Below are 25,939 nucleotides of genomic sequence, written 5' to 3'. Positions count from 1 at the left end.
CGGCGGCTTTTTTGGGGTAGGTAGTCTGACGATGACCTACTTTCGCACCCACGAGAGGCACTATCATCGGCGCGGTCCTGTTTCACGGTCCTGTTCGGGATGGGAAGGGGTGGTTCCGGGACGCTCTGGTCGTCAGACTGTAAAGGGGAACAAAGGGGAGGAAGTGGGGTGTGTGCGGTATGGGGGGTTGTGATTGCTTGGCGCGTTGTTGCTTGCGGGTGAGGCGTGGATCCAGGGTTATAGGATCAAGCCGCACGGGCAATTAGTATCGGTTAGCTTAACGCATTACTGCGCTTCCACACCCGACCTATCAACGTTGTGGTCTTCAACGACCCTTCAGGGGGCTCGAGGCCCCGGGGAAGTCTCATCTTGAGGCGAGTTTCCCGCTTAGATGCTTTCAGCGGTTATCTCTTCCGTACTTAGCTACCCGGCGATGCGACTGGCGTCACAACCGGTACACCAGAGGTACGTCCACTCCGGTCCTCTCGTACTAGGAGCAGGTCCTCTCAAACTTCCAGCGCCCACGGCAGATAGGGACCAAACTGTCTCACGACGTTTTAAACCCAGCTCACGTACCACTTTAAATGGCGAACAGCCATACCCTTGGGACCGGCTACAGCCCCAGGATGTGATGAGCCGACATCGAGGTGCCAAACTCCGCCGTCGATGTGAACTCTTGGGCGGAATCAGCCTGTTATCCCCAGAGTACCTTTTATCCGTTGAGCGATGGCCCTTCCATACAGAACCACCGGATCACTATGACCTGCTTTCGCACCTGCTCGACTTGTCGGTCTCGCAGTCAAGCCGCCTTTTGCCATTGCACTATCAGTACGATGTCCGACCGTACCTAGGCGACCTTCGTACTCCTCCGTTACCTTTTAGGAGGAGACCGCCCCAGTCAAACTGCCTGCCATGCACGGTCCCCGACCCGGATTCACGGGCCCAGGTTAGAACCTCAACGACACCAGGGTGGTATTTCAAGGACGGCTCCACGACAACTGGCGTTGCCGCTTCAAAGCCTCCCACCTATCCTACACAAGTCCCGTCAAAGTCCAATGCAAAGCTACAGTAAAGGTTCATGGGGTCTTTCCGTCTAGCCGCGGGTAGATTGCATCTTCACAAACACTTCAACTTCGCTGAGTCTCAGGAGGAGACAGTGTGGCCATCGTTACGCCATTCGTGCAGGTCGGAACTTACCCGACAAGGAATTTCGCTACCTTAGGACCGTTATAGTTACGGCCGCCGTTTACCGGGGCTTCGATCAAGAGCTTGCACCCCATCACTTAACCTTCCGGCACCGGGCAGGCGTCACACCCTATACGTCCACTTTCGTGTTTGCAGAGTGCTGTGTTTTTAATAAACAGTCGCAGCCACCGATTCTCTGCGGCCCCGTCGCCCTTCGGATGTACTCCTACAAGCTACCGGGGCATACCTTCTCCCGAAGTTACGGTATCAATTTGCCGAGTTCCTTCTCCTGAGTTCTCTCAAGCGCCTTAGAATTTTCTTCCTGCCCACCTGTGTCGGTTTGCGGTACGGTCGATTCTAGACTGAAGCTTAGAGGCTTTTCCTGGAAGCAGGGTATCAACCACTTCGGTCTCAAAGAGACCTCGTCATCACGCCTCAGCTCAGCCCGACGGATTTGCCTATCGGGCACGCCTACACGCTTAAACCGGGACGTCCAACACCCGGCCGGCCTAACCTTCTCCGTCCCCCCATCGCATCTAAAATCGGTACGGGAATATTGACCCGTTTCCCATCGACTACGCATTTCTGCCTCGCCTTAGGGGCCGACTCACCCTGCGTCGATGAACGTTGCGCAGGAAACCTTGGGCTTTCGGCGAGGGTGCTTTTCACACCCTTTATCGCTACTCATGTCAGCATTCGCACTTCCGATACCTCCAGCATCCCTCTCGAGACACCTTCGCAGGCTTACGGAACGCTCCCCTACCATCTCTTACGAGATCCGCAGCTTCGGTTCATGGCTTGAGCCCCGTTACATCTTCCGCGCAGGACGACTCGACTAGTGAGCTATTACGCTTTCTTTAAAGGGTGGCTGCTTCTAAGCCAACCTCCTAGCTGTCTATGCCTTCCCACTTCGTTTCCCACTTAGCCATGTATTTGGGACCTTAGCTGGCGGTCTGGGTTGTTTCCCTCTCGTCCCAGGACGTTAGCACCCCAGGACTGTCTGCCGTATATCACTTTGCGGTATTCGGAGTTTGCTATCGCGGGGTAGATCGCAGTGACCCCCCCAACGATTACAGTGCTCTACCCCCGCAAGTGTCCGTACGACGCACTACCTAAATAGTTTTCGGGGAGAACCAGCTATTTCCGGATTTGTTTAGCCTTTCACCCCTATCCACAGCTCATCCCCTAATTTTTCAACATTAGTGGGTTCGGACCTCCAGTACCTGTTACGGCACCTTCATCCTGGCCATGGATAGATCATCCGGTTTCGGGTCTACGCCCAGCAACTCAGTCGCCCTTATCAGACTCGGTTTCCCTACGCCTCCCCTATTCGGTTAAGCTCGCTACTGAACGTAAGTCGCTGACCCATTATACAAAAGGTACGCAGTCACCCCACAAGGAGGCTCCCACTGTTTGTATGCATGCGGTTTCAGGATCTATTTCACTCCCCTCCCGGGGTTCTTTTCGCCTTTCCCTCACGGTACTGGTTCACTATCGGTCGATCACGAGTATTTAGCCTTGGAGGATGGTCCCCCCATCTTCAGACAGGATTTCACGTGTCCCGCCCTACTTGTCGCACGCTCAGACCCGCCACCGATTTTTCGCATACGGGGCTATCACCCTGTATCGCCGGACTTTCCAGACCGTTCTGCTAAATCGATGGTTTAGTCGTGCAGGCTCTTCCCCGTTCGCTCGCCACTACTTGGGGAATCTCGGTTGATTTCTGTTCCTGCGGCTACTTAGATGTTTCAGTTCACCGCGTTCGCCTCCTCAGACCTATGGATTCAGTCTGGGATACTCCCGAAGGAGTGGGTTTCCCCATTCGGACATCGGGGGATCAATGCTCCATTGCCAGCTCCCCCCCGCTTTTCGCAGGCTTGCACGTCCTTCATCGCCTGTGATCGCCAAGGCATCCACCACATGCACTTAGTCGCTTGATCCTATAACTCTGGACCCCTCTTACAGGATCCCACCGCTACAGGCAACTCGCGCTTGTGCGCACCCATCTGCCGCCGGTTCAAAGCGCAGATAGATGCAAAAATGCAATCACACCAACCCATGCCACAATCGATCTTCCGACCGACTGTCGCACACTTTACTTCTTCCACTTTGTTAAAGAACATTGGCACTCAGGCCTAAGCGCTACGCAGCCCACCGGCTACCCACCGCTTAACCCTGACTCGAGCCCCACCTATCATGGTGGAGGATGACGGGATCGAACCGACGACCCCCTGCTTGCAAAGCAGGTGCTCTCCCAGCTGAGCTAATCCCCCCCGATACTGCGTGTGGTGGGTCTGGTTGGGTTCGAACCAACGACCCCCGCCTTATCAAGACGGTGCTCTAACCAGCTGAGCTACAGACCCTCCGATACCGCGAGGCTCTCGTTGCCTGAACAACCGATAAGTTGTGAGCACTCGGCGCCGAGCGGCGCCTTCTCTTGAAAGGAGGTGATCCAGCCGCACCTTCCGATACGGCTACCTTGTTACGACTTCACCCCAGTCATGAATCTCACCGTGGTAAGCGCCCCCCCGAAGGTTAAGCTACCTACTTCTGGTGAAACCCACTCCCATGGTGTGACGGGCGGTGTGTACAAGACCCGGGAACGTATTCACCGCAGCATGCTGATCTGCGATTACTAGCGATTCCGACTTCACGCAGTCGAGTTGCAGACTGCGATCCGGACTACGATCGGCTTTAAGGGATTAGCTCCACCTCGCGGTTTGGCAACCCTCTGTACCGACCATTGTATGACGTGTGAAGCCCTACCCATAAGGGCCATGAGGACTTGACGTCATCCCCACCTTCCTCCGGTTTGTCACCGGCAGTCTCGCTAAAGTGCCCAACTCAATGCTGGCAATTAGCGACAAGGGTTGCGCTCGTTGCGGGACTTAACCCAACATCTCACGACACGAGCTGACGACAGCCATGCAGCACCTGTGTCCTGGCTCCCGAAGGCACTCCCTGATCTCTCAAGGATTCCAGGCATGTCAAGGGTAGGTAAGGTTTTTCGCGTTGCATCGAATTAATCCACATCATCCACCGCTTGTGCGGGTCCCCGTCAATTCCTTTGAGTTTTAACCTTGCGGCCGTACTCCCCAGGCGGTCGACTTCACGCGTTAGCTGCGTTACTCAGAAAGTTACCCTTCCGAACAACTAGTCGACATCGTTTAGGGCGTGGACTACCAGGGTATCTAATCCTGTTTGCTCCCCACGCTTTCGTGCATGAGCGTCAGTATCGGCCCAGGGGGCTGCCTTCGCCATCGGTGTTCCTCCACATATCTACGCATTTCACTGCTACACGTGGAATTCCACCCCCCTCTGCCGTACTCTAGCCGTGCAGTCACAAGCGCAGTTCCCAGGTTAAGCCCGGGGATTTCACACCTGTCTTACACAACCGCCTGCGCACGCTTTACGCCCAGTAATTCCGATTAACGCTCGCACCCTACGTATTACCGCGGCTGCTGGCACGTAGTTAGCCGGTGCTTCTTCTGACAGTACCGTCATCCGCCTCCCGTATTAGGAGAAGCGTTTTCTTTCCGTCTGAAAGAGCTTTACAACCCGAAGGCCTTCTTCACTCACGCGGCATGGCTGGATCAGGGTTGCCCCCATTGTCCAAAATTCCCCACTGCTGCCTCCCGTAGGAGTCTGGGCCGTGTCTCAGTCCCAGTGTGGCGGATCATCCTCTCAGACCCGCTACGGATCGTCGCCTTGGTAGGCCTTTACCCCACCAACTAGCTAATCCGACATCGGCCGCTCCAATCACGCGAGGTCTTGCGATCCCCCGCTTTCCCCCTCAGGGCGTATGCGGTATTAGCTACGCTTTCGCGTAGTTATCCCCCATGACTGGGTACGTTCCGATGCATTACTCACCCGTTCGCCACTCGCCGGCGGGCCGAAGCCCCCGCTGCCGTTCGACTTGCATGTGTAAAGCATGCCGCCAGCGTTCAATCTGAGCCAGGATCAAACTCTTAAGTTCAATCCAACAAAGCACTCAAAGAAATCATTACTGACTTACATATGAGCACTCAATTTCTGCAAAGCGCAGACTCCGAAGAATCCGCTTGCGCCTGCCGTCACCGAGCACTCACACTTATCGGTTGTCCAATTTTTTAAAGAACCGCTGCCGAAGCAGCGAGAAAGAGATTCTGACAAACTTCATTGTCGCCGTCAAGCACCGCCGCGTTTTATTTTTCAAACATCGGCTGCATTCAACGCTCTTTCCCTTCTCCGCCGCCGCGTTTCACCGCCGCGTCGCGAAGAGGGGCGGATTATATAGACGAGGAAGAACGTGTCAACACCCTCGTGATCGAAAGCTGGCGGATCACTCGTCGCTATAGATGGGACGCGCTTCGCCCGTGTAGTTTTCGAAACGGGTGCACTCGCCGATGAAGGTCATGCGGACGGTGCCGGTCGGGCCGTTACGGTGCTTGCCGATAATCAGTTCCGCACTTCCCTTGTCGGGAGAGTCGGGGTTGTAAACCTCGTCGCGGTAGATGAACATGATGATGTCCGCGTCCTGCTCGATGGCGCCGGATTCGCGGAGGTCGGACATCACGGGGCGCTTGTTCGGGCGCTGCTCGAGGCTTCGGTTCAACTGCGACAGCGCGATGATCGGCACGTGCAGCTCTTTCGCGAGCGACTTGATGGAGCGCGAGATCTCGGAAAGTTCGGACGCGCGGTTGTCGCTGTCCTTGCTGCCGACCATGAGCTGCAGGTAGTCGATGACGATCAGGCCGAGCTTGCCGCACTGGCGCGAGAGCCGTCGCGCACGGGCGCGCAGATCGATCGGGTTGAGGCCTGGCGTTTCGTCGATGAAGAGCGGTGCGTCGTAGAGCTTGCCCATCGCCATCGTGAGACGCTGCCAATCCTCGTCGCCGAGGCGGCCCGTTCGGATCTTGCCCTGGTCGATGCGACCGACCGATGAGATGAAACGGGTCGCGAGCTGGGTACCCGGCATTTCCATCGAGAAGATCGCGACCGGAAGCCGACAGTCGACTGCAACGTGCTCGGCGACGTTCAGCGCGAAGGTCGTCTTCCCCATCGCCGGACGCCCGGCGACGATGATCATGTCGGACGGCTGCAATCCGGAGGTCTTGGCGTCGAGGTCGGCAAGGCCGCTCGGGACGCCGGTGATTTCCGTCGGATTGTCGCGGTCGTAGAGCTCTTGGACGCGGTCGACCACCTGCTTGAGAATGGGCTGGATCGATACGAAGCCGGTCGTCGTGCGCGCGGTCGATTCCGCGATCTCGAAGACTTTCGCTTCGGCCTCGTCGAGCAACGTCTTTGCATCCCGACCGGTGGCACTGAGCGCGGAGGCGGCGATTTCGTCGCCGACGGTGACAAGCTTCCGAAGAATCGCGCGCTCGCGGACGATTTCCGCGTAGCGTCGAATGTTCGCAGCCGAGGGCGTGCTGTTGGCGATCTCGGCGAGATAGGCGAGACCGCCGGCCTGTTCGGCTTCGCCGTTCTTTTCCAGCGACTCGAACACCGTCACGACGTCGGCAGGTTTCCCGAGATCGATCAGCTTGCTGATGTGGCGAAATATCCGGCGGTGATCGTCGCGATAGAAGTCGGCCTCGCTGGCGAGGTCTGCGATGCGCTCCCACGCCTGGTTGTCGAGCAGGATGCCTCCGATCAGGGACTGCTCGGCCTCGAGCGAATGCGGCGGAAGCTTGATTGCCGAAATTTGGGGATCGGCGCTGTCGGGGAAGCGGCGCTTTTGCGTGGCCATCGGTGACGGTGTTCCTGGGAAGCGAGTGCGAAATTCTACAGAAGCGGCAGACAGCGCAGAAAAAGAAAAGGGGCTGCCGAAGCAGCCCCTTGCGGATCGCGTTACCGCAGGCGGATTACTGTTCGCCGAGCACGGAAACGGTGACCGGCACCACAACGTCGTGATGCAGCGCGATGTCGATCTGCACATCGCCGATCGCCTTGATCGGGCCTTCCGGCATGCGCACCGAGCTGCGCTCGATGTTGAAGCCTTGGGTGGCCAGCGCTTCGGCAACGTCGATGTTGGTGACGGAGCCGAACAGGCGGCCGTCCATGCCCGCCTTGCGGGTGATCTGGAGCATCAGACCTTCGAGCTTGGTGGCGATTTCCTGGGCGGCGACGAGTTTTTCAGCCTGGACCTTTTCCAGTTCGGCGCGGCGCGCTTCGAACTCAGCCATGTTGGACTGGGTCGCACGCTTGGCCATGCCTTGCGGGATCAGGTAGTTACGGGCGTAGCCATCCTTGACCTTGACCACGTCACCCAGGGTGCCGAGGTTGGCAACTTTTTCGAGCAGAATGATTTGCATGTCCGATCTCTCCTAATTACTTGTGCAGATCGGTGTAAGGCAGCAGGGCGAGGAAGCGCGCACGCTTGATCGCGGTCGACAGCTGACGCTGATAGCCTGCCTTGGTGCCGGTGATGCGAGCCGGCATGATCTTGCTGTTTTCGGTGACGAAGTCCTTCAGGATGTCGACGTCCTTGTAGTCGACTTCCTCGATCTTCTCCGCGGTAAAGCGGCAGAACTTGCGACGCTTGAACAGGCCGCGGTTGCCGCGGTCATCCTTTTTCTTTGCAAACTTCTTGTTGAACGCCATTTTCGTTTCCTTCCAGAAATTCGATCTTGCTCAGGTGCAGTACCGGGGCTCGACTGCGAAGACTTTTCGCGGCGAGAAATCCGGCGACCCGTATCCTCATGCCGGGTGCTGCACTGGCCAGCATTCCGGCCAGCTCGCCGACCGCAACCGCCTGCAGTTCGACCGAAACGTCGCGGAGCATGCCCGCTTCCATCTGTTTCGATTCGTGCGTGAGGCCGCAGGTAGCGACCAGCACGCCTGCCGGGGTTCGACGCAGTGGCAGCAGTTCGGCTATCCGTGCGTCGAGGTGCAGTTGGTTAAACCCGGTTTCAGTCACCTCAGGCGGATTCGGCTTCGGTCTTCGCTTCTTCGGCGGCCGGAGCGGTGGTCAGCGAGCGGGACTTTTCTTCCTTCATCATCGGCGACGGAGCGGTGACGGCCTTCTTCATCTTGACGATGAGGTGGCGCAGGACGGCGTCGTTGAACTTGAAGGCGTGCTCGAGTTCGGCCAGCGCTTCGCCGTCGCACTCGATGTTCATGAGGACGTAGTGGGCCTTGTGGACCTTCTGGATCGGATAGGCCATCTGGCGGCGGCCCCAGTCTTCGAGGCGATGGATCTGGCCATTGCGGGCGGTGACGAGCGACTTGTAGCGCTCGATCATCGCCGGGACCTGTTCCGACTGGTCCGGGTGGACGATGAATACAACTTCGTAATGTCGCATGGAGACTCCTTGCGGTTGATGACAGCTCCCCGGCATGCGAACCGGTGGAGCAAGGGAAAGCCGGGTAGGATAGCAGGAAAAGCTTGATGGATCAAAGCTCAACGAGCCTCGTGCCGACCCCCGGTGGGTTTGCAGCTAAAACGGGGGTCCGTTTTCCTTATCTGGGGCGGGCTTCCCAGATTTTTTGCAGGCGCTTTACGGACATCGGCATGGGGGTCTTCAGTTCCTGCGCGAAGAGGCCGACGCGGAGTTCTTCCAGGAGCCAGCGGAATTCGTCGAGGCTGGGGTCGGCGACGCCGGCTTTGCGCTTGGCGAGCCGTTCGCGCTCGAAGGGCTGGGCGAGGCTGCGCCAGTCGGCCATCAGTTGGGCGTCGCGGGCTGGGTTGTTGCGCAGTTTGTCGAGGCGCACGCCGGCCGCCTTGAGGTAGCGCGGGAAATGGGCGAGGCGCTCCCAGGGGTAGGCGACGAGGAAGTCCTTGGGCATGAGTTCGCGGACCTGGGACTGGAGGTCGGCGGCGACCTCAGGGAAGCCCTTCACACCGGTGAGGCGCTTCTGCAGCGCGGAATGTTCGGCGATCAGCGTGGTCGCGAGGCGCATGAATTCCTGCGCGACGAGGGTGATGCGGGACTTGGCTTCGGCGCAGCGTTGCTCGAAGCTTGCGGCGTCGGTCGGGAGCGGGTCGAGTAGGCAGGTGCGTTCGAGGGTTGCGGCGACAAGTTGGGTCTTGAGTTCGGCTTCGGTGCCGAAGGGGATGAAGACGAGCGCGAGGTCGCGCAGGCCGGGCAAGCGTTCGACCGCGCGGACCTGGTCTTTGAGGGTGAGGGCGAAGAGTCGCGTGAGGCCTTTGCGATGGACCTTGGCGGCTTCTTCGGGGGTGTCGTGGGGACGCAGCGAGACGCTGTCGCCGTCGTCGTGCAGCGCGGGGAAGCCGATGATTTCGCGGCCGGCGACTTTGACTTCAAGGAGTTCGGGCAGCGCGCCGAAGGTCCAGGCGGTGAAGCCGGAAAGTTGGGCGGCAGATGGTTCGGGGGCGGCTTTCGCCGGGGCGCCCTGCCCTTTCGACACCGCAGCGGACGGCGGCGGCGTTGCGGTCTTGGGTGCGGTGCTCCCGGGAATCGTGATCCGGGCACCCCGGAAGCGTTCGGCGACTTGGTCGCGGAGCCGAGTGCGCAGTTCGGGAAGGTTGCGCGACTGTCCCAGGACCCGACCGTGCTCGTCGATCACACGGAAGTTCATGAAGCAGTGCGGATTAAGGTTTTCGACGCGGAAGGATTCCATCGGGAGCTTGAGCGAAACGCGCTCTTCGACGAAGCGCTGCAAGGCGCGCAGGAGAGGCTCGTCGAGATCCCAGTCGCCGGCTTCATAGTGCGCCATGAAGGCGGCGGCACTTTCGGCGATCGGTTGCAGGCGGTGGCGATGCTTTTGCGGGACGGTGCGCAGGAGGGCGGCGACCTTTTCCTCGAGCAGACCGGGTACGAGCCATTCGCAGCGGTTTGCAGGAATCTGGTTGAGCATCGCGAGCGGGACGGTGAGCGTGACGCCGTCGTCGGCTTCGCCGGGTTGGTGCAGGTAGGTGAGCTTGAGCTTCTGGCCGAGGACTTCGAAGTTGGCAGGGAAGCGGTCGGTGGTGATGCCCTCGGCCTCGTGGCGCATCAGCTGGTCGCGCGACAGGTGCAGCAGCTTTGGCTCGGCCTTTTCGGCTTGCTTGCGCCAGGCTTCGAAGCTTGCGAGGTCCACGATGTCGGCGGGGAGCTTGGCGTCGTAGAAGGCGTAGATCAGTTCTTCGTCGACGAGGACGTCGGGGCGGCGCGACTTGTGTTCGAGGCGCTCGATCTCGGCGACGAGGCGGCGGTTGTGCTGCAGGAAGGCCATGCCGCGGGCGGGACCTTCGGCGATTTCGCCTTGCACGAGGCCTTCACGAATGAGGAGTTCGCGGCACAGCTTAGGGTCGATGTCGCGGTAGCCGATGCCGCGCTTGGGATAGAGGATAAGGCCGTGGAGGGTGCCGCGCTCCCAGGCGCGCACGGCGCCGGAGGCTTTGGACCAGTGAGGCTCAAAGACCTGGCGCTTGAGGAGGTGGGCGCCGACTTCTTCGAGCCATTCGGGCTCGATCTTCGCGAGGCAGCGACCGAACAGGCGCGAGGTGTCGACGAGTTCGGCGCTGACGATCCATTTGCCGGCCTTCTTCGCGAGCGCCGAGCCGGGGTGCGGCCAGAACTTGATGCCGCGGGCGCCCAGGTAGCTGCCGGCCTGGGGGCCGCTGGCGTCCTCGATCTTGCAGCCGACGTGCCCGAGGAGGCCGGCGAGCAGTGCCTTGTGGATCGCGTCGTAGTGGGCGGGCTGCTGGTTTTCCTTCCAGCCGTGTTCGGTGCAGAGGGTGTGGAGCTGCGTATGTACGTCTCGCCATTCACGCAGGCGCAGGTAGGAGAGGTGGTGTTGTTTGGCCCACGCCTTCTGCTTGCTGCTGGTCTCATGGCGCAGCACTTCGCTCCAGGCCTTCCACAGGTTCCAGTACCACAGGAATTCGGAGCGCTGGTCCTGCTCGCCGCCGCGGAACTTGGCGTGTGCCTGGTCGGCAGCGCCGGGGCTTTCGGGGTTGCGTTCGCGCGGGTCCTGCGTCGACAAGGCGGCTGCGATCACGAGGACTTCGGCGAGGCAGGCGCGGTCGCGCGCGGCAAGGATCATGCGGCCGATCTTGGGGTCGAGCGGGAGCTTGGCGAGTTCAACGCCGATCGGCGTGAGCTCGCGCGCATCGTCGTCCGCCACGGCACCGAGTTCGGTGAGGAGTTGGTAGCCGTCGGCGATCATCCGCGGCAGCGGCGCGTCGATGAAGGGGAAGTCCTCGACGGCGCCGAGGCGCAGCGACTTCATGCGCAGGATCACGCCGGCGAGCGAGGAACGCAGGATCTCGGGGTCCGTGTGCGCGGTGCGCTTGGCGAAATCTTCCTCGTCGTAGAGGCGGAAGCAGATGCCGTCCATGACGCGGCCGCAGCGCCCTGCGCGTTGCTTCGCGGCCGACTGGGCGATCTTCTCGACCTGCAGCTGTTCGACCTTGTTGCGATGCGAGTAGCGCTTTACGCGGGCGAGGCCGGTGTCGACGACATAGCGGATGCCGGGCACGGTGAGCGAGGTCTCGGCGACGTTGGTCGCGAGGACGACGCGGCGGCCCTTGCCGGGCGCGAATACGCGGGATTGCTCCTGCGCGGACTGGCGCGCATAGAGCGGCAGGATCTCGGTGCTGGAAGCGTGATGAGCCTTGCGCAGCGCTTCGGCGGCTTCGCGGATTTCGCGCTCGCCGGGGAGGAACACCAGGGTGTCGCCGGGGCCGCTGCGGTGGGCTTCGTCGACGGCGTCGACGAGGGCGTCGTAGAGGTCGCGGTCCTTGCGGCGATCGGCGGCGCCGGGACCGCGGGATTCTTGGGCAGGGGCATCGTCGCTTTCGACCGGGCGGTAACGCAGTTCGATCGGGTACAGGCGGCCGGAGACTTCGATCACCGGAGCGGGCTTGCCGTCGGCGCCGGCGAAGTGGCGCGCAAAACGGTCGGCGTCGAGCGTCGCGGAGGTGACGATCACCTTGAGGTCGGGGCGGCGCGGCAGCAAGGTCCGGAGGTAGCCAAGCAGGAAGTCGATGTTGAGGCTACGCTCGTGGGCCTCGTCGATGATCAGTGTGTCGTAGGCGGCGAGCGAGGGGTCGCCCTGCGTCTCGGCGAGCAGGATGCCGTCGGTCATCAGCTTGATGCAGCTCGACTCGCTGAGGCGGTCGGTGAAGCGAATCTTGTAGCCGACGGCCTGACCGAGTTCGGATTTCAGCTCCTGGGCGATGCGGGTTGCGGTCGCTCGGGCGGCGAGGCGTCGGGGCTGGGTGTGGCCGATCAATCCGGCGGCACCACGGCCGAGGGAGAGGCAGATCTTGGGGAGCTGGGTCGTCTTGCCGGAACCGGTTTCGCCGCAGACGATGACGACCTGGTGGGCGGCGATTGCTTCCGCGATCTCGTCGCGCTTTTGCGTGACCGGCAGTTCGGCAGGGAAATCGGGCTTCGGCAGGCGTGCCTGGCGTTCGGCGAGAGCAGCGCGAGAGCGGGCGCGCAAGGCGTCGAGGTCGGCCTGGGTCCGCTCGCGCTTCGCGCCCTGACTGCGCCCGAGATCACGGGCGAGGCGGTGCAGGCGGGGACGGTCGGCGGTGAGGCAGTCGGAAAAATCATCGCGCCCGCGCGCGGTGGCGTGACGGGTATCGGTGGCAGTCAATCTTGAAGTCGTCGGAAGGCGCCGGCATCCGGCGACGCGGGCAGGCGGTTGAACGGAGTCTTCCGGGGCGCAAACCGCCGGAAATTGCGGGGATTATGCCAGAACGGCCGCCATGGGCCGCATCAGGAGGCGGCGCCGCGGGCGGACCCTTCTACCGCGGACGCCGCAGGGGCCGCTCAGCGCAGCCCGATGATCATGCTCATCGCGAGCGAGAGCACTACAAGGAGCGCGCCCCATGCGATGACGCCGGCCGTGAGAATGAAGGAGCCCATCAGGCGCGACTTGCTCCTGTCCTCGAGTTTGAACAGCGGATAGACGCCGTGGTAGATCAACGCCGCCGACGCGACCCAGGCGAGCGCCACGACGAGGCCATTGATCCAGGCCGACGGAATGAACAGCGCGAGCGCGGACAGCCATAACGGTGTCGGTGCGACGGCAGCGAGAATGAAGGACTCGGAGTACGCCGGCTTGGCATCGACGACGTCGCCCATCTGCTGGATGATGGAAGCCATCAGCGCGACCATCGCCAGTTCGGCGAGATAGAAAGCGACCGCCGCAACGAGCGCCTCGGCCATCGTCAACGGCGGCACCATCTCGGGAAATACCGCGCCCGGGGTCACCAGCATCGAATACAGGAACATCGCCGACGGAATCAGCGACATCGGCATGACCCAGGTCACGAACAGCTTGGCGACCGTGGGGTGGATCTGGATGATGTCCTGCCAGCCCTCCGAATAGGAATACAGCATCTTGGGCAGATTGTGGGTGTTCATGGTCGGCCTCCTTTGCAGGGTCCTAATGCACAAATTAGACTAGGCGCGGCCGCATTTCGATCCCAGCGGACGCGACGGCGGACTTGCGGCACCCGGCTGCGATCGGTACCGTGCGCCGCAGTGTTCATCGCCCTCCCCCATTCCGCTCGTTACGATGTCCCGCCTCGAAGGTTTTCCGCCGATTGCCGCAGCTCACGCGCACACGCTGATCCTCGGCAGCATGCCTGGCGCCGCTTCGCTTGCGGCCGGCCAGTATTACGCCCATCCGCGCAACGGCTTCTGGCCGATCGTCTGCGCAGTGCTGAATATCGACCCCGCCGAACCGTATTCGGATCGCGCGCGGCAACTGGCCGAACGGGGCTACGCGCTGTGGGACGTGTTGGGGGCATGCCGCCGGCGCGGCAGCCTCGACGCGGATATCGAGGCGGAATCGACGGAGATCAACGACTTCGCGGGCTTCTTCGCCACCCATCCGGGCGTCACGCGCATCTTCTTCAATGGCGGTACGGCCGAAACCTTCTTTCGGCGCCACGTGTGGCCGCAATTGAGCGAGCAGGCGGGCGTCACATTGTGGCGCCTGCCTTCGACGAGCCCCGCCAACGCATCCTGGTCCTTTGCGGACAAACTCGCAGCCTGGAAGGAAATTGCATGATGGCTACCACGCGGAAGGTGATCGTGATTGGCGGCGGGCCGGCGGGGTTGATGGCGGCCGAGATCCTTGCTGCACGAGGCCTGCGCGTCGATGTCTTCGACGCGATGCTGTCGGCGGGGCGCAAGTTCCTTCTTGCCGGGATCGGCGGACTCAACCTGACGCATTCGGAGCCTGCTCCGGCGTTCATCTCACGCTATCGCGAACGACAAGACGTGCTCGCTCCGATGCTCGAAGACTTCGGCGCCGACGCGCTGCGCGAATGGGCGCATGGGCTGGGCGTCGAGACTTTCGTCGGCAGTTCGGGACGGGTGTTTCCGCGCGAGATGAAGGCTGCGCCGCTGCTGCGCGCGTGGCTGCACCGGCTGCGCGAAGCGGGCGTGCGCTTCCACGTGCGCCATCGCTGGCTGGGCTGGCAGGCGGATACGTCGAATCCGACGTCCGGGCTGCGCTTCGCGACGCCGGGCGGCGAGCGGATCGTCGCCGCCGACGCGGTGGTTCTCGCGCTGGGCGGCGCGAGCTGGGCGAAGCTGGGATCGGATGGCGCCTGGGTGCCGTGGCTCGAGGCACGGGGTATCGGAATCGCGCCGCTAAAGCCGGCGAATTGCGGTTTCGACGTCGGACGGCAAGCCGGAAGCACGTCCGGCGAGGGCTGGAGCGGACATTTCCGCGAGCGCTTCGTCGGCGAGCCGGTGAAGTCGGTCGCGGCGACCTTCATCGACGCGCAAGGGGAAAGCCACCATCGCGCGGGCGAATGCATGATTTCTGCGACCGGCCTCGAAGGCGGACTGATCTACGCGCTGTCCGCGCCCTTGCGTGAAACGATCGCCGCGAGCGGTTCGGCGACCCTCCATCTGGATCTGGCACCGGGGCGCAGCCTCGAGCGGCTCGTGGAAGATTTGTCGCGACCGCGCGGCTCGCGCTCGATGTCGAGCCATCTCCAAAGCAAGGCCGGCATCACCGGCGTCAAGGCGGGGCTGCTGCGCGAATGCACGACGGCCGCGGAATTCGCCGATCCGGCGCGGCTCGCCGCGGCGATCAAGGCGCTGCCGCTGCGGCTTGCGGCGCCGCGTCCGCTCGACGAGGCGATCAGCACGGCGGGCGGAGTGCTCTTCGAGGACGTCGACGAGCACCTGATGCTGCGCGCCCTGCCCGGCGTGTTTTGCTGCGGCGAAATGCTCGACTGGGAAGCTCCGACGGGCGGCCACCTGCTCACAGCGTGCTTTGCGACGGGGCGTGCCGCGGGCGAATCTGCGGCCGACTGGCTTGCGAGCCTCAGCTGACCCGTTTCAGCCGCGCCAGGCGTTGAAGGCGGTATAGCCGGCCCAGGCCATGAACAGCGCACCGAGCACGTGAACAAAGGTGTGCAGCACCAGCCAGAACCACTCGCCCCGCTGCATCAGGTGCAGGCTTTCGGCGGAAAAGGTCGAAAAGGTCGTCAATCCGCCCAGAAAGCCGGTTGTCAGCAACAGCCTCACGGCCGGCGACATCTCCGGCACGGCGTGAATCCAGGCCAGCGACGCGCCCATGATCAGCCCGCCGAGCAGGTTCGCGGCCAGCGTGCCGAGCGGGATCAGCAGGAACAGCGGATTGAGGAGCAGGCCGAGGCCCCATCGCAGCCACGCGCCAACTGCAGCGCCGAAACCGACCGCGACGAAGCCCGAAAGCGGGGCGAGTGGCGCGCTCATCGTACCCTCCGGCACGTTCTGCAGACTGTCATGACCATTCCTTGAATACGGGATCGTCGCGAATTCTAGCCGACACGCGCTGTCGCAGACCCGCATCGGCACTGCGCGCCAATTCATTCCGGGCGATGACGCGGTAAAATGGCCGATTCCGAAATCAGCGCCTATTGAATCGAGGCTTTTCCCCGTGTCCGACACTTCGAAACCCGCTGCCGCCGCAGCGCCCGTGAGCAACTTCATCCGCAACATCATCGACGAGGACATCCGGAGCGGCAAATGGGGCGGACGGGTCGAGACCCGTTTCCCGCCGGAGCCCAACGGCTACCTGCACTACGGCCATGCCAAGTCGATCTGCCTGAACTTCGGCCTGGCCCAGAGCTACGCCGGGGCCTGCCATCTGCGCTTCGACGACACGAACCCCGAGAAGGAAGAGCAGGAATACGTCGACTCGATCGTCGAGGCGGTGAGCTGGCTCGGCTTCGAGTGGGGCAAGCACCAGTACTTCGCGTCGGACTACTTCGAGAAGATGTATGCCTGCGCTGAATACCTGATCACGGCCGGCAAGGCTTACGTCGAATCGCTGTCGGCCGAGGAGATGCGCGCCTACCGCGGCACGCTGACCGAGCCGGGCCGCGAGAGCCCCTACCGCAGCCGCAGCGTCGAAGAGAACCTCGACCTCTTCCGCCGCATGCGCGCGGGCGAATTCGCCGACGGCCAGCACGTGCTGCGCGCGAAGGTCGACATGGCCTCGCCCAACATCAACCTGCGTGACCCGGCGATCTACCGCATCCGCAAGGCCCATCACCATCGCGCGGGCGACGCGTGGTGCATCTATCCGATGTACACCTTCGCGCACCCGATCGAGGACGCGATCGAAGGCATCACGCACTCGATCTGCACGCTCGAGTTCGAAGACCAGCGCCCGTTCTACGACTGGCTGCTCGATGCGCTCGCCGAAGGGGGTCTTTTCCCCCGCCCGCTACCGCAGCAGATCGAGTTCGCGCGCCTCAACCTGACCTACGTCGTGCTGTCGAAGCGCAAGCTGATCCAGTTGGTCGACGAGAAACACGTCACCGGCTGGGACGACCCTCGCCTGCCGACGCTGGTCGGCGCCCGCCGTCGCGGTTTCACGGCGGGCGGTTTCCGCCTGTTTGCCGAGCGCATCGGCGTGACCAAGTCCGACACCTGGATTGATTTCAGCGTGCTCGAAGAATGCATGCGCGAGGACCTCAACGAGGCGGCCGAGCGTCGCGTCGCGGTGCTCGATCCGCTCAAGCTCGTGATCACGAACTACCCCGAAGGCCAGAGCGAGCTGTGCGAGGCGCCGAACCATCCGCTCAAGCCCGAACTCGGCAAGCGTCCGATGCCTTTCTCGCGCGAGCTGTGGATCGAGCGCGAAGACTTCATGGAAACCCCGGTGAAGGGCTTCCACCGCCTCTCCCCGGGCAACATGGCGCGGCTGCGCTACGGCTACGTCGTCAAATGCACGGGCTGCGAGAAGGATGCCGACGGCAATGTCACGGCGGTGCTGTGCGAGTATCTCCCCGACACGAAGTCCGGCACGCCGGGCGCGGACAGCGTCAAGGTCAAGGGCAACCTGCACTGGGTGTCGGTCGCGCACGGCTACGAGGCCGAAGTGCGCCTCTATGATCGCCTCTTCGCCTACCCGCATCCGGGCAACCGTCGCGAAGGCGATCCGGAAGACTTCGAGCGCAGCTTCATCGACGACATCAACCCGGACTCACGCCGCGCGATCCGCGCGTGGCTGGAACCGGCGCTGCGCGAAGCGGCTGCGGAAGAACGCTTCCAGTTCGAGCGCCACGGCTACTTCGTCGCCGACCGCGTCGACTCGAAAGCCGGTGCGCCGGTGTTCAACCGCACCGTGACCTTGAAGGACTCCTGGAGCAAGGCTCGCGGCTGAACGCCCGCATGGCTGTGAGGTTGCGCGCGGCAGGATAAGGGGCGATCATCGGCGATCAAATGTCATTTGAAAGCCGATGCCGACCTTCCTGCGCCGCAGCCTCATTGTCCTGACCGTCATTGCGTTGGCCGCCGCGGCGGGCTGGTGGTTCACCCGGCCGAAGCCGCTGCCGGTCCGTCTCGTCGAGGTCGGCCGCGGCAGCGTCCAGGCGACGCTGTCCAACACGCGCGCCGGCGAAATCGAAGCCTGCCAGCGGACCAAGCTCTCGACCATCGTCGGCGGGCGCATCGAATACCTCGGCGTCAAGGAAGGCGACCGCGTGCAGGCGGGGCAGCTGCTGATGCGGCTATGGAGCGACGACCTCGATGCGCGGCTGAAAGTGAATCGCGCCCAGCTCGAAACTGCGAGGCGGCGTGTAGAGGAAGCCTGCACCCAGGCGGACAATGCCGAACGCGAGGCCGTGCGCCAGGACGAACTCTTCCGCCGCAATTTCGTGTCCTCCTCGCGCGTCGACCAGGCGTGCACCGAAGCGCGGGCCCGACGCGCCGCCTGCGAAACCGCCCGCTCCGACATCCGCACCGCCGAAGCGCAGATCGGCGCCACCTCGACCGACCGCCAGCGCACGGTGCTGATCGCGCCCTTCGCCGGCACGGTCGCGAAGATCACCGGCGAGCTCGGCGAGTACTCGACGCCCTCCCCGCCGGGCGTGCCGACGCCGCCGGCCATCGACCTCATCGACGACAGCTGCCTCTATGTGAAGGCACCGATGGACGAGATCGACGCGCCGAAGATCCGCCCGGGCCAACCTGCCCGCCTCACGTTCGACGCCCTGCCCGGCAAGGTCTTCGAAGCGCGCGTGAAGCGCGTCGCGCCCTACATCACGGCGATCGAAAAGCAGGCCCGTACCGTCGACGTCGAGATCGACTTCGCCCACCCCGACGAAGCCCGCGGCATGCTCGTCGGTTACAGCGCGGACGCCGAAATCGTGCTCGAAGTGCGCGACAACGCCTTGCGCATCCCGACTGCGACCCTGCGCGACGGCACCAAGGTGCTGCGCTATCGCGCCGAGGACGGCCGGCTGGAGGAGCGCAGCGTGAAGACCGGAATCTCCAACTGGGAATACACCGAAATCCTCGACGGTCTGGCCGAAGGCGACCGCATCGTCAGCTCGCTCGAACGCGAGGGCGTGAAGGCCGGCGCGCACGTCAGACCGGAAGACGATGTCGCCGCATCGCGTTGAGGAGCGGCGATGGCACAGATCGAACTGAGGGGCATCGAGCGCGTCTTCAAGCTCGGCGACAGCGAGGTGCATGCGCTGCATGAGCTCTCCGTGTCGATCGACACCGGCGAATACGTCGCGATCATGGGCCCGTCGGGCTCCGGCAAATCGACGCTGCTCAACCTGCTGGGCCTGCTCGATCGTCCGAACGCCGGCACCTACCGCCTCGAAGGCCGTGACGTAACGACGCTGAGCCCCGACGAACAGGCCGAGGTCCGCAGCCATCGCATCGGCTTCGTGTTCCAGAGCTTTCACCTCGTGCCGCGCCTCACCGCGGCCGAGAACATCGCGCTGCCGCTGATGCTGGCCGGGGTCCCGCCGGCGGAACGGCGATCCCGCGTCACCAAGGCGCTGAAGGACTTCGGCCTCGATACGCGCGCCGGCCACCGCCCCGACGAGCTTTCCGGCGGACAACGGCAGCGGGTCGCGATCGCGCGTGCGACGATCATGCGGCCGGCGATGATCCTCGCCGACGAGCCCACCGGCAACCTCGATCGCGCAACCGGCCAGGACGTCACGGCGCTCCTCGAAGGGCTCAACGCCGGCGGCGTCACGCTGATCGTCGTCACGCACGACCCCGTGATGGGCAGCCGCGCGCGCCGCCGCTTGATGATGGAAGACGGCATGCTGACGCACGACGACGGCAGCCCGGCAGTGCCTTCGCTGCAGTATGACTGAGGCGAACTCGCCGTGACGCCGGCCGACACACTCCGCTTCGCGGCCCGCGCCGCCGCCGGCTATCCGCTGCGCACCGCGCTGATGGTGCTCGCGATGTCGATCGGCGTCGCCGCGGTCGTCGTGCTCACGGCACTCGGCGACGGCGCGCGGCGCTATGTGATGAACGAGTTTTCGGCGCTCGGCAGCAATCTCGTGATCATGCTCCCCGGCCGCAGCTCGACCGGCGGACTGTCGCTCGGCAATCTCGTCACCACCACCCCGCGCGATCTCACCGTGCGCGACGCCGAGGCCCTGCTGCGCGCCCCGGACGTCAAGCGCATCGCCCCCTTGTCAGTCGGCACCGCCGAGATCTCGTACGGAGGACGCCTGCGCGAGACGATGGCGGTCGGCACCGGAGCCGACTACCTCGACATCCGCCGCTTCCGCATGGCCCAAGGCCAGTTCCTGCCCCGCGAAGACCTCGGCCGCGCGAGCTCCTCGGCCGTCCTCGGTGCGACGCTGCGGGATGAACTCTTCGGCTCGGAGCCCGCCGTCGGCCGCATGATCCGCATCGGCGACCGCCGCCTGCGCGTCATCGGCGTGCTCGAAAAATCCGGCCAGGGCCTCGGCATGAACACCGACGAGCTGATCTTCGTCCCGGTCGCGACCGCCCAGGCGATGTTCAACACCAACACGCTCTTCCGCATCATCGTCGAGGCCCGCGACCGCGACGCGCTACTGCCGGCGAAGCGCCAGATCGAAGAGATCATGCGCATCCGCCGCGACGGCGAGCTCGACGTAACGCTGATCACCCAAGACGCCGTGCTCGGCACCTTCGATCGCATCCTCGGGGCACTCACGCTCGCCGTCGCCGGGATCGCGGCGATCAGCCTCGCGGTCGCGGGCATCCTCGTGATGAACGTGATGCTCGTTGCCGTCACCCAACGCACGGGCGAGATCGGCCTCCTCAAGGCGCTCGGTGCCAGCGCGCGCAGCATCCGCATGGCGTTCCTCACCGAGGCCGCGCTGCTCTCGCTCGCCGGCGCGGTTGCCGGCCTCGGACTGGGACACGCCGGCGCGTGGGGGCTCAGGCTCGCGTTTCCGGTATTGCCCGCATGGCCGCCCGACTGGGCGGTATTTGCCGGCGTCGGCACGGCGCTCGTGACCGGTGTGCTGTTCGGCGTGATGCCGGCCCGCCGTGCAGCGCGGCTCGATCCCGTCGAGGCGCTCGCGAAACGATGAACACCGCCGACTTCATCCGCCTCGCTCTGCGCGCCCTAATCGCCCACCGCCTGCGTAGCTTCCTCACGCTGCTCGGCATCGGCGTCGGCATTGCGGCGGTGATCCTGCTGACCTCTATCGGCGAGGGGCTGCATCGCTTCGTGCTCCGCGAATTCACCCAGTTCGGCACCAACATCATCGAGCTCACGCCGGGTCGCCAGGGCGCGAAAGGCGGCCCGCCGGGGCTACCCAGTACGGCGCGCCAACTCACGCTCGACGACGCCCTCGCGATCGCGCGGGTGCCCTACGTCACCGGCGTGACGCCCGTCGTGTGGGGGAACTCGGACGTGCAGGCCGGCGGACGCGTGCGGCGCACGACGATCAACGGCGTCGGCCCCGAGATGCACCGTATCTTCTCGATGCAGGTACGCATCGGCAGCTTCCTGCCGCCCGACGACCCGGAAAACGCGCGCGCCTTCGTCGTGCTCGGATCCAAGCTCAAGAACGAACTCTTCGGCGGCGCCAACGCGCTCGGCGAGCGCCTGCGCATCGGCGGCGAGCGCTACCGCGTGATCGGCGTGATGGAGGAGAAGGGCCAGTTCCTCGGCATCGACCTCGACGACACCGCCTACATCCCGACCGACCGCGCGCTCTCGCTCTTCAACCGTTCAGGCCTGATGAAGGTGGATGTCGCCTACGAGGAAGCGGTGCCCGCCTCACGCATCGCCGCCGACATCCGCAAGCTGCTCGTCGCGCGCCATGGCCAGGACGACGTGACGATCACGACCCAGGCAGACATGCTCGCGCGGCTGTCGAACATCCTCGACATCCTCACGGCGGCGGTCGGGGCGCTCGGCGGCATCTCGCTCCTCGTCGGCGGCGTCGGCATCGTCACGATCATGACGATCGCAGTCACCGAACGCACCAACGAGATCGGCCTGCTGGTCGCGCTCGGCGCACGGCGCAGGACGATCCTGGGACTGTTTCTTGGCGAAGCCATCGCCCTTGCCGCCGTCGGCGGCGTCTTCGGCCTCGCGGTCGGCGCCGGCATCGCCCAACTTGTCGGCCTGATCGTGCCGGCCCTGCCGGTGCATACGCCCTGGCATTTCGTCGTCATCGCCGAAGCGCTGGCGATCACGATCGGCCTCCTCGCCGGCGTGCTCCCGGCCCGCAAGGCCGCGCGGCTCGATCCGGTCGAGGCGCTGCGCGCGGAGTAAGCGCAGGCCGCGCACCACGGTGCCGGTTGTTTGAGCCAGATCAAACGCCCGCCACTCGCGGCAGCGAAACGTCGCCAAAACAACTAGATTGAATGACTAAAGATTCATTCTTCGCGTAACCGTTTCAAGGAGATCGTCATGAGCTTCTTCGATTCGCCAGTTGGCCGCTGCGAGGTCGTGCGGGAAATGGTGCTGCTGGATGAGACTCAGGCGGAATGCGCCCGCGAACATGGTTGCCCCCGGGACTGCAACTGTCCGCTGAAGGGTTATTTCACCGAAATATCGGGCGTCAGCGACCCTGCGAGCCTTCCAAAGGTGCGTCGCGCTCGCCGCTCTTCGAAAACTGCCGCGAGCGCTCCGATACTCGGATCGCCCAAACGGAGCCAGTTAAAAGCACTCGTCTTCACGCAGGAAGCGCCACTGCCCCAGCGGAAGGTCGCCTAGTCGCACACGCCCGATCCGGATGCGCTTGAGGCCGACCACCTTCAGGCCAACCAACTCGCACATGCGCCGGATCTGACGCTTGCGGCCTTCGCGGAGCACGAAGCGCAACTGGTCACGATTGAGCCACTCGACCTTGGCGGGGCGCAGCTTGCGCCCGTCAAGCTCAAGGCCGTGGTTCAGCAGCTCCAACCCCCGGTCGTCGAGCTTTCCCTCGACACGGACGAGGTATTCCTTGTCGACCTTCGAGTCGTCGCCGATCAACTGGCGCGCGACGCGGCCATCCTGTGTCAGCACGAGCAAACCGGTCGAATCGATGTCCAGACGGCCCGCCGGCGCAAGGCCGACCAGGTGCGAGAAATCGAAGGGCTGCGCCTCGTCGCGATCGAACTGGTTCCCCGCGCCGATCAGCGACACCGCGGGCTCGTAGCCCGGTTCCGGCTGGCCCGACACATAACCGACCGGCTTGTGCAGCAGGATCGTCACGCGGGACGACTGGCGTTTGCGCGCCTGCGCCGCGAGCGTGATCTCGGCGTTCGGATCGATGCGCGAGCCCAGTTCCGAAATGCACTGCCCATCGACGAACACCCAGCCGCGCTCGATCATCTCGTCCGCCTCGCGGCGCGAGCACAGGCCGCGGTCGGCCATAACCTTCGAAAGCCGCACCCCCTCCTGCGTCGACGTCGTTCCTGGCTTGGCCGCGGCAGAGCTGCTCGCGGGAGCGGCCGAACGTGCGACCGGCGCAGGACGTGCAATTGCCGCAGGACGTGCGGGACGTGAGACCGCTGCGGGACGCGCCACGGCGGCCTTCGGCTTCGCGGCGGCGCTTGCTGGGGTCGAAGCCGCCGGTCCGCTCGGCCGGGCAGTGCGCTCCGTCGCGCGCGTCTTGGCAGCCCCCGGCGCAAACCGGGCACGGACGCCTTCCCGACGCGGCGCCGCAGCGGCGTCCGCCTTCGGCTTACCGACCGTCAGCGTCTTGCGCGCTTCGGGCGCCTGCGCGGCGTCGCCTGAATTTGCCTCGGGCGCCGACGCTTGCGTCTTCGCGTCGTCACCGCTTCTGGATCTGGATTTCATAAGGACCTGCATTGAGAACTGGAATAACTCCCGCCGCCCTGTCAGAGCAGGCGGAACGCGAGGATCGCAATGATCGTCGGCGGCATCGCGGTGACGAAAAGCCCCAAGGGGTTGATCGATTCGTCCTCGAAATAGCCGCGCAGAATCGCAAAACCCGCAGGGTTCGGCGCGTTGGCGATCACCGTCAGGCCGCCCCCTGTCACCGCCCCCGCTACCAGCGAATACTTGAATGCTTCATCTGTGCCCTCGACGAGCGATCCGAGGTAGGTCAAGGCCGCGTTGTCGGTGATTGCCGTCAGAGCCGTCGCACCGAAGTACAGCGCCGTCGAATCCATGCCGCTCAGCACGTCCTGCAACCACCATTGCTGCAATCCTCCCAGCGTCACCAGACCCGCCAGGAAGAAGCCGACCATCAGCCCTTCGCGCAACATCAGGCGGTCATGGTAATGCTTGTAGCCTTCGGCCACGCCCAGAAAGAGCAGGAACAGGCCGACGAAAGCCGTCGCATGGTGGGCGAAATAGACGATGCCGACGAGGAAGATCACGTGCAGCAGGATCAGCATACGTGGCACGGTGCGCTCGCTGCCCTTTTCCTTGACGCTGAGCCCCTTGAGCTCGCGCGCGAACAGCAGGGTCGCGATCCCTGCCGTGATGAACACTGCCAGCGCCGACTTCCATCCGAAATGGCCCAGCATGTACCACATGTTCCAGTTCCACTTGCTCGCGACCATCAGCACAGGCGGTGCGGCGAAATGCGTCAGCGTGCCGCCGATCGACACGTTGACAAAGAGCGCGCCCAGCGTGACGTACTTGAGCCGGGACGAAATGCCCTTCGCGTAGTAGTTGTCCCGCAGCATCAGCGCCGCCAGGGTCATTGCTGCCGGTTCGGTGACGAAGGAACCGAGCAGCGGCACCGCCGACAAGCACACGAAATAGAATGCGCAGCTCTCGCCGAAGGGGATGAAGCGCGCCATCGCGCGCGCGCCGATCTTGCATAACTCCAGGATCGGCCGGCTCGCGGCGACGACCATGATCACGAACACGAAGGCCGGCTCGGTGTAATTGAGCCCCTCCAGGTACTTCGTCGGCTCGCCCGCACCGCCGTGAACGGCCATGAAGGCCAGCAGGATGAAGGCCCAGAATCCGAACACCACCTCGACCTCGCCGAGCAGGTGCCAGATCCCGGCATGGTTGGGCTGCAGGTGCGCGAGATGCTCGAAATACTTCGTCAGGAAGGTATGGGCGACAGCCACCACAAACAGGCCGGTACCGACGAGTTCAAGCAGCGACGGGCTCATTCAGCCTCCTTCAAAAGTAGTGACCTGCACGGAACCTGCGATTATAGGCGGGGAATTCCCGGCATCCGGAAGAAAATGGAGTCATGCACCGACCGGCGCGCTGACCGTCGCGGAATTTCATTAGGCGAAATCCCACTCCGCCGGTTAAACTTTGCACATCATGAAAACCAGCAGCAATAGCGTGAGTACCATAGCCGCCCCCGCCGAAGCGAAGAACCCAATCCAGGTCGTCGAGCGCATGATGAAGCTCCTCGACGTTCTGGCACTCCATCCCGATCCTGCGCCGCTCAAGCAGATCGCCCTGGAGACCGGCCTGCATCCCTCCACCGCCCACCGTATCCTCGGCGCGATGGCGCAGAGCGGCTTCGTCGAACGCGGCGACGGCGGCACCTACCGCCTGGGCATCCGTCTGCTCGAACTCGGCAGCCTCGTGAAGTCGCGCATCTCGCTGCGCGAGACGGCGATGCCGGCGATGCTGAAACTGCATGCGGCAACCGGCGAGAGCGTAAACCTCGGCATCCGCGACGGCGACGAGATCGTCTACGTCGAGCGGACTTCGAGCGGCCGGTCGGCGGTGCGCGTGGTGCACATCGTCGGCGCGCGTGCGCCGCTGCACACCACCGCCACGGGCAAGCTCTTCCTCGCCGAACTGGGGCAGGACCGGATACGCGACTACGCGCGTCGGACCGGCCTGCCGGGCTCGACGCCGGCATCGATCACCGAAATCGCGGCGCTGGAAAAGGAGCTCGACAAGGTACGCCGCCACAGCGTCGCATTCGACTTGGACGAAGTCGAAAACGGCGTGCGCTGCATTGCAGCGGCAGTGCGTGACGACAGCGGGGAATTGATTGCGGGCTTGTCGGTATCGACGCCGTCCGAGCGCTTCAACCCCGACCGCGCACCGCTCGTGCGTGAAGCCGCAGACGAAATCTCGCGCGCGCTCGGTTACGTCAAGCGCAGCGCGCGCTGAGGGCGACACCCGGGCGGGTGTCGCGCCGCTTGAAAAT

The 25,939-nt window shown here is 63.7% G+C and carries 18 protein-coding genes, 2 tRNA genes and 3 rRNA genes; 8 read left to right on the top strand and 15 right to left on the bottom strand.

Annotated features, from left to right (window positions below; genetic code table 11):
• Positions 1–23: 23 nt before the first annotated feature.
• From rrf to AZKH_RS03195, 12 genes are all read right to left on the bottom strand, one after another.
• Positions 24–137: ribosomal RNA gene (gene rrf / locus AZKH_RS03245) — 5S ribosomal RNA — on the bottom strand.
• 104 nt (positions 138–241) lie between these two features.
• Positions 242–3,125: ribosomal RNA gene (locus AZKH_RS03240) — 23S ribosomal RNA — on the bottom strand.
• A gap of 257 nt (positions 3,126–3,382) precedes the next feature.
• Positions 3,383–3,458: transfer RNA gene (locus tag AZKH_RS03235), tRNA-Ala, on the bottom strand.
• 13 nt (positions 3,459–3,471) lie between these two features.
• Positions 3,472–3,548 (bottom strand) — tRNA-Ile (locus AZKH_RS03230).
• 77 nt (positions 3,549–3,625) lie between these two features.
• Positions 3,626–5,161: ribosomal RNA gene (locus AZKH_RS03225) — 16S ribosomal RNA — on the bottom strand.
• The 16S, 23S and 5S rRNA genes sit together here with 2 tRNA genes alongside, the layout of an rRNA operon.
• Positions 5,162–5,506: 345 nt before the next feature.
• A complete protein-coding gene (dnaB, locus tag AZKH_RS03220; RefSeq protein ID WP_015434309.1) occupies positions 5,507–6,916 on the bottom strand; it encodes a replicative DNA helicase in 1,410 nt (469 codons plus the stop codon).
• 115 nt (positions 6,917–7,031) lie between these two features.
• Complete coding sequence (rplI, locus tag AZKH_RS03215) at positions 7,032–7,481, bottom strand: 50S ribosomal protein L9 (RefSeq protein WP_015434308.1); 450 nt, start codon at positions 7,479–7,481, stop codon at positions 7,032–7,034.
• A gap of 16 nt (positions 7,482–7,497) precedes the next feature.
• Complete coding sequence (gene rpsR, locus AZKH_RS03210; protein ID WP_015434307.1) at positions 7,498–7,770, bottom strand: 30S ribosomal protein S18; 273 nt, start codon at positions 7,768–7,770, stop codon at positions 7,498–7,500.
• Positions 7,733–8,086 carry a primosomal replication protein N gene (gene priB / locus AZKH_RS26645; protein ID WP_015434306.1) on the bottom strand — a complete coding sequence of 118 codons (354 nt, stop codon included), beginning with the start codon at positions 8,084–8,086 and terminating at the stop codon, positions 7,733–7,735. Before priB ends, rpsR begins: the two co-directional genes overlap by 38 nt.
• A 1-nt stretch (position 8,087) precedes the next feature.
• Positions 8,088–8,471 (bottom strand): 30S ribosomal protein S6, encoded by a 384-nt coding sequence (rpsF, locus tag AZKH_RS03205; protein WP_015434305.1) that lies wholly within the window; start codon positions 8,469–8,471, stop codon positions 8,088–8,090.
• Positions 8,472–8,628: 157 nt separating this feature from the next.
• Positions 8,629–12,717 (bottom strand): ATP-dependent RNA helicase HrpA, encoded by a 4,089-nt coding sequence (gene hrpA, locus AZKH_RS03200; RefSeq protein WP_015434304.1) that lies wholly within the window; start codon positions 12,715–12,717, stop codon positions 8,629–8,631.
• A gap of 176 nt (positions 12,718–12,893) precedes the next feature.
• Positions 12,894–13,490, bottom strand: a complete 597-nt coding sequence (locus AZKH_RS03195) for a Yip1 family protein (RefSeq protein ID WP_015434303.1) — start codon at positions 13,488–13,490, stop codon at positions 12,894–12,896.
• A gap of 154 nt (positions 13,491–13,644) precedes the next feature.
• Between AZKH_RS03195 and AZKH_RS03190 the strand changes: the two genes are divergently transcribed.
• Positions 13,645–14,142: a DNA-deoxyinosine glycosylase gene (locus AZKH_RS03190; RefSeq protein WP_015434302.1), complete on the top strand. Its 498-nt coding sequence runs from the start codon at positions 13,645–13,647 to the stop codon at positions 14,140–14,142.
• Positions 14,142–15,422: a TIGR03862 family flavoprotein gene (locus AZKH_RS03185; RefSeq protein WP_015434301.1), complete on the top strand. Its 1,281-nt coding sequence runs from the start codon at positions 14,142–14,144 to the stop codon at positions 15,420–15,422. The genes AZKH_RS03190 and AZKH_RS03185 overlap by 1 nt, the downstream gene beginning before the upstream one ends.
• 6 nt (positions 15,423–15,428) lie before the next feature.
• Here the strand turns inward: AZKH_RS03185 and crcB are convergent, their stop codons facing one another.
• A complete protein-coding gene (crcB, locus tag AZKH_RS03180) occupies positions 15,429–15,827 on the bottom strand; it encodes a fluoride efflux transporter CrcB (protein WP_041655858.1) in 399 nt (132 codons plus the stop codon).
• 184 nt (positions 15,828–16,011) lie between these two features.
• On the opposite strand from crcB, the gene AZKH_RS03175 reads away from it, so the two are divergent.
• From AZKH_RS03175 to AZKH_RS03155, 5 genes are all read left to right on the top strand, one after another.
• A complete protein-coding gene (locus AZKH_RS03175; protein WP_015434299.1) occupies positions 16,012–17,745 on the top strand; it encodes a glutamine--tRNA ligase/YqeY domain fusion protein in 1,734 nt (577 codons plus the stop codon).
• Between the two features lie 76 nt (positions 17,746–17,821).
• Positions 17,822–18,985: an efflux RND transporter periplasmic adaptor subunit gene (locus tag AZKH_RS03170; protein WP_015434298.1), complete on the top strand. Its 1,164-nt coding sequence runs from the start codon at positions 17,822–17,824 to the stop codon at positions 18,983–18,985.
• A gap of 9 nt (positions 18,986–18,994) precedes the next feature.
• Positions 18,995–19,702, top strand: a complete 708-nt coding sequence (locus AZKH_RS03165; RefSeq protein WP_015434297.1) for an ABC transporter ATP-binding protein — start codon at positions 18,995–18,997, stop codon at positions 19,700–19,702.
• A 12-nt stretch (positions 19,703–19,714) separates the two neighbouring features.
• The gene (locus AZKH_RS03160; RefSeq protein ID WP_015434296.1) at positions 19,715–20,923 is read left to right on the top strand and encodes an ABC transporter permease; all 1,209 of its coding nucleotides are present in this window, start codon (positions 19,715–19,717) and stop codon (positions 20,921–20,923) included.
• The gene (locus tag AZKH_RS03155; RefSeq protein WP_015434295.1) at positions 20,920–22,119 is read left to right on the top strand and encodes an ABC transporter permease; all 1,200 of its coding nucleotides are present in this window, start codon (positions 20,920–20,922) and stop codon (positions 22,117–22,119) included. The genes AZKH_RS03160 and AZKH_RS03155 overlap by 4 nt, the downstream gene beginning before the upstream one ends.
• Positions 22,120–22,506: 387 nt before the next feature.
• Here the strand turns inward: AZKH_RS03155 and AZKH_RS27605 are convergent, their stop codons facing one another.
• Both AZKH_RS27605 and AZKH_RS03145 read right to left on the bottom strand, forming a co-directional pair.
• The gene (locus AZKH_RS27605; RefSeq protein ID WP_015434293.1) at positions 22,507–23,634 is read right to left on the bottom strand and encodes a pseudouridine synthase; all 1,128 of its coding nucleotides are present in this window, start codon (positions 23,632–23,634) and stop codon (positions 22,507–22,509) included.
• A gap of 41 nt (positions 23,635–23,675) precedes the next feature.
• Complete coding sequence (locus AZKH_RS03145; protein ID WP_015434292.1) at positions 23,676–24,932, bottom strand: putative Na+/H+ antiporter; 1,257 nt, start codon at positions 24,930–24,932, stop codon at positions 23,676–23,678.
• Positions 24,933–25,170: 238 nt separating this feature from the next.
• On the opposite strand from AZKH_RS03145, the gene AZKH_RS03140 reads away from it, so the two are divergent.
• Positions 25,171–25,902, top strand: a complete 732-nt coding sequence (locus AZKH_RS03140) for an IclR family transcriptional regulator (RefSeq protein WP_015434290.1) — start codon at positions 25,171–25,173, stop codon at positions 25,900–25,902.
• The last annotated feature ends 37 nt before the right edge of the window (positions 25,903–25,939 follow it).

Origin of the sequence: Azoarcus sp. KH32C, from assembly GCF_000349945.1 — a bacterium.
Classification (GTDB): domain Bacteria; phylum Pseudomonadota; class Gammaproteobacteria; order Burkholderiales; family Rhodocyclaceae; genus Aromatoleum.
The sequence above is the reverse complement of the archived record's forward strand: the minus strand, read 5'-3'. Positions and strand labels throughout refer to the sequence as shown.

Excerpts from the sequence above, each read along its gene's own strand:
- dnaB (WP_015434309.1), bottom strand. The coding sequence starts at position 6,916 with ATGGCCACGCAAAAGCGCCGCTTCCCCGACAGCGCCGATCCCCAAATT.
- AZKH_RS03190 (WP_015434302.1), top strand. The coding sequence starts at position 13,645 with ATGTCCCGCCTCGAAGGTTTTCCGCCGATTGCCGCAGCTCACGCGCAC.
- AZKH_RS03195 (WP_015434303.1), bottom strand. The coding sequence starts at position 13,490 with ATGAACACCCACAATCTGCCCAAGATGCTGTATTCCTATTCGGAGGGC.
- AZKH_RS03155 (WP_015434295.1), top strand. The coding sequence starts at position 20,920 with ATGAACACCGCCGACTTCATCCGCCTCGCTCTGCGCGCCCTAATCGCC.
- AZKH_RS03185 (WP_015434301.1), top strand. The coding sequence starts at position 14,142 with ATGGCTACCACGCGGAAGGTGATCGTGATTGGCGGCGGGCCGGCGGGG.
- AZKH_RS27605 (WP_015434293.1), bottom strand. The coding sequence starts at position 23,634 with ATGAAATCCAGATCCAGAAGCGGTGACGACGCGAAGACGCAAGCGTCG.
- rplI (WP_015434308.1), bottom strand. The coding sequence starts at position 7,481 with ATGCAAATCATTCTGCTCGAAAAAGTTGCCAACCTCGGCACCCTGGGT.
- AZKH_RS03140 (WP_015434290.1), top strand. The coding sequence starts at position 25,171 with ATGATGAAGCTCCTCGACGTTCTGGCACTCCATCCCGATCCTGCGCCG.
- AZKH_RS03145 (WP_015434292.1), bottom strand. The coding sequence starts at position 24,932 with ATGAGCCCGTCGCTGCTTGAACTCGTCGGTACCGGCCTGTTTGTGGTG.
- AZKH_RS03165 (WP_015434297.1), top strand. The coding sequence starts at position 18,995 with ATGGCACAGATCGAACTGAGGGGCATCGAGCGCGTCTTCAAGCTCGGC.
- rpsF (WP_015434305.1), bottom strand. The coding sequence starts at position 8,471 with ATGCGACATTACGAAGTTGTATTCATCGTCCACCCGGACCAGTCGGAA.
- rpsR (WP_015434307.1), bottom strand. The coding sequence starts at position 7,770 with ATGGCGTTCAACAAGAAGTTTGCAAAGAAAAAGGATGACCGCGGCAAC.
- crcB (WP_041655858.1), bottom strand. The coding sequence starts at position 15,827 with ATGAGCGCGCCACTCGCCCCGCTTTCGGGCTTCGTCGCGGTCGGTTTC.
- AZKH_RS03170 (WP_015434298.1), top strand. The coding sequence starts at position 17,822 with ATGCCGACCTTCCTGCGCCGCAGCCTCATTGTCCTGACCGTCATTGCG.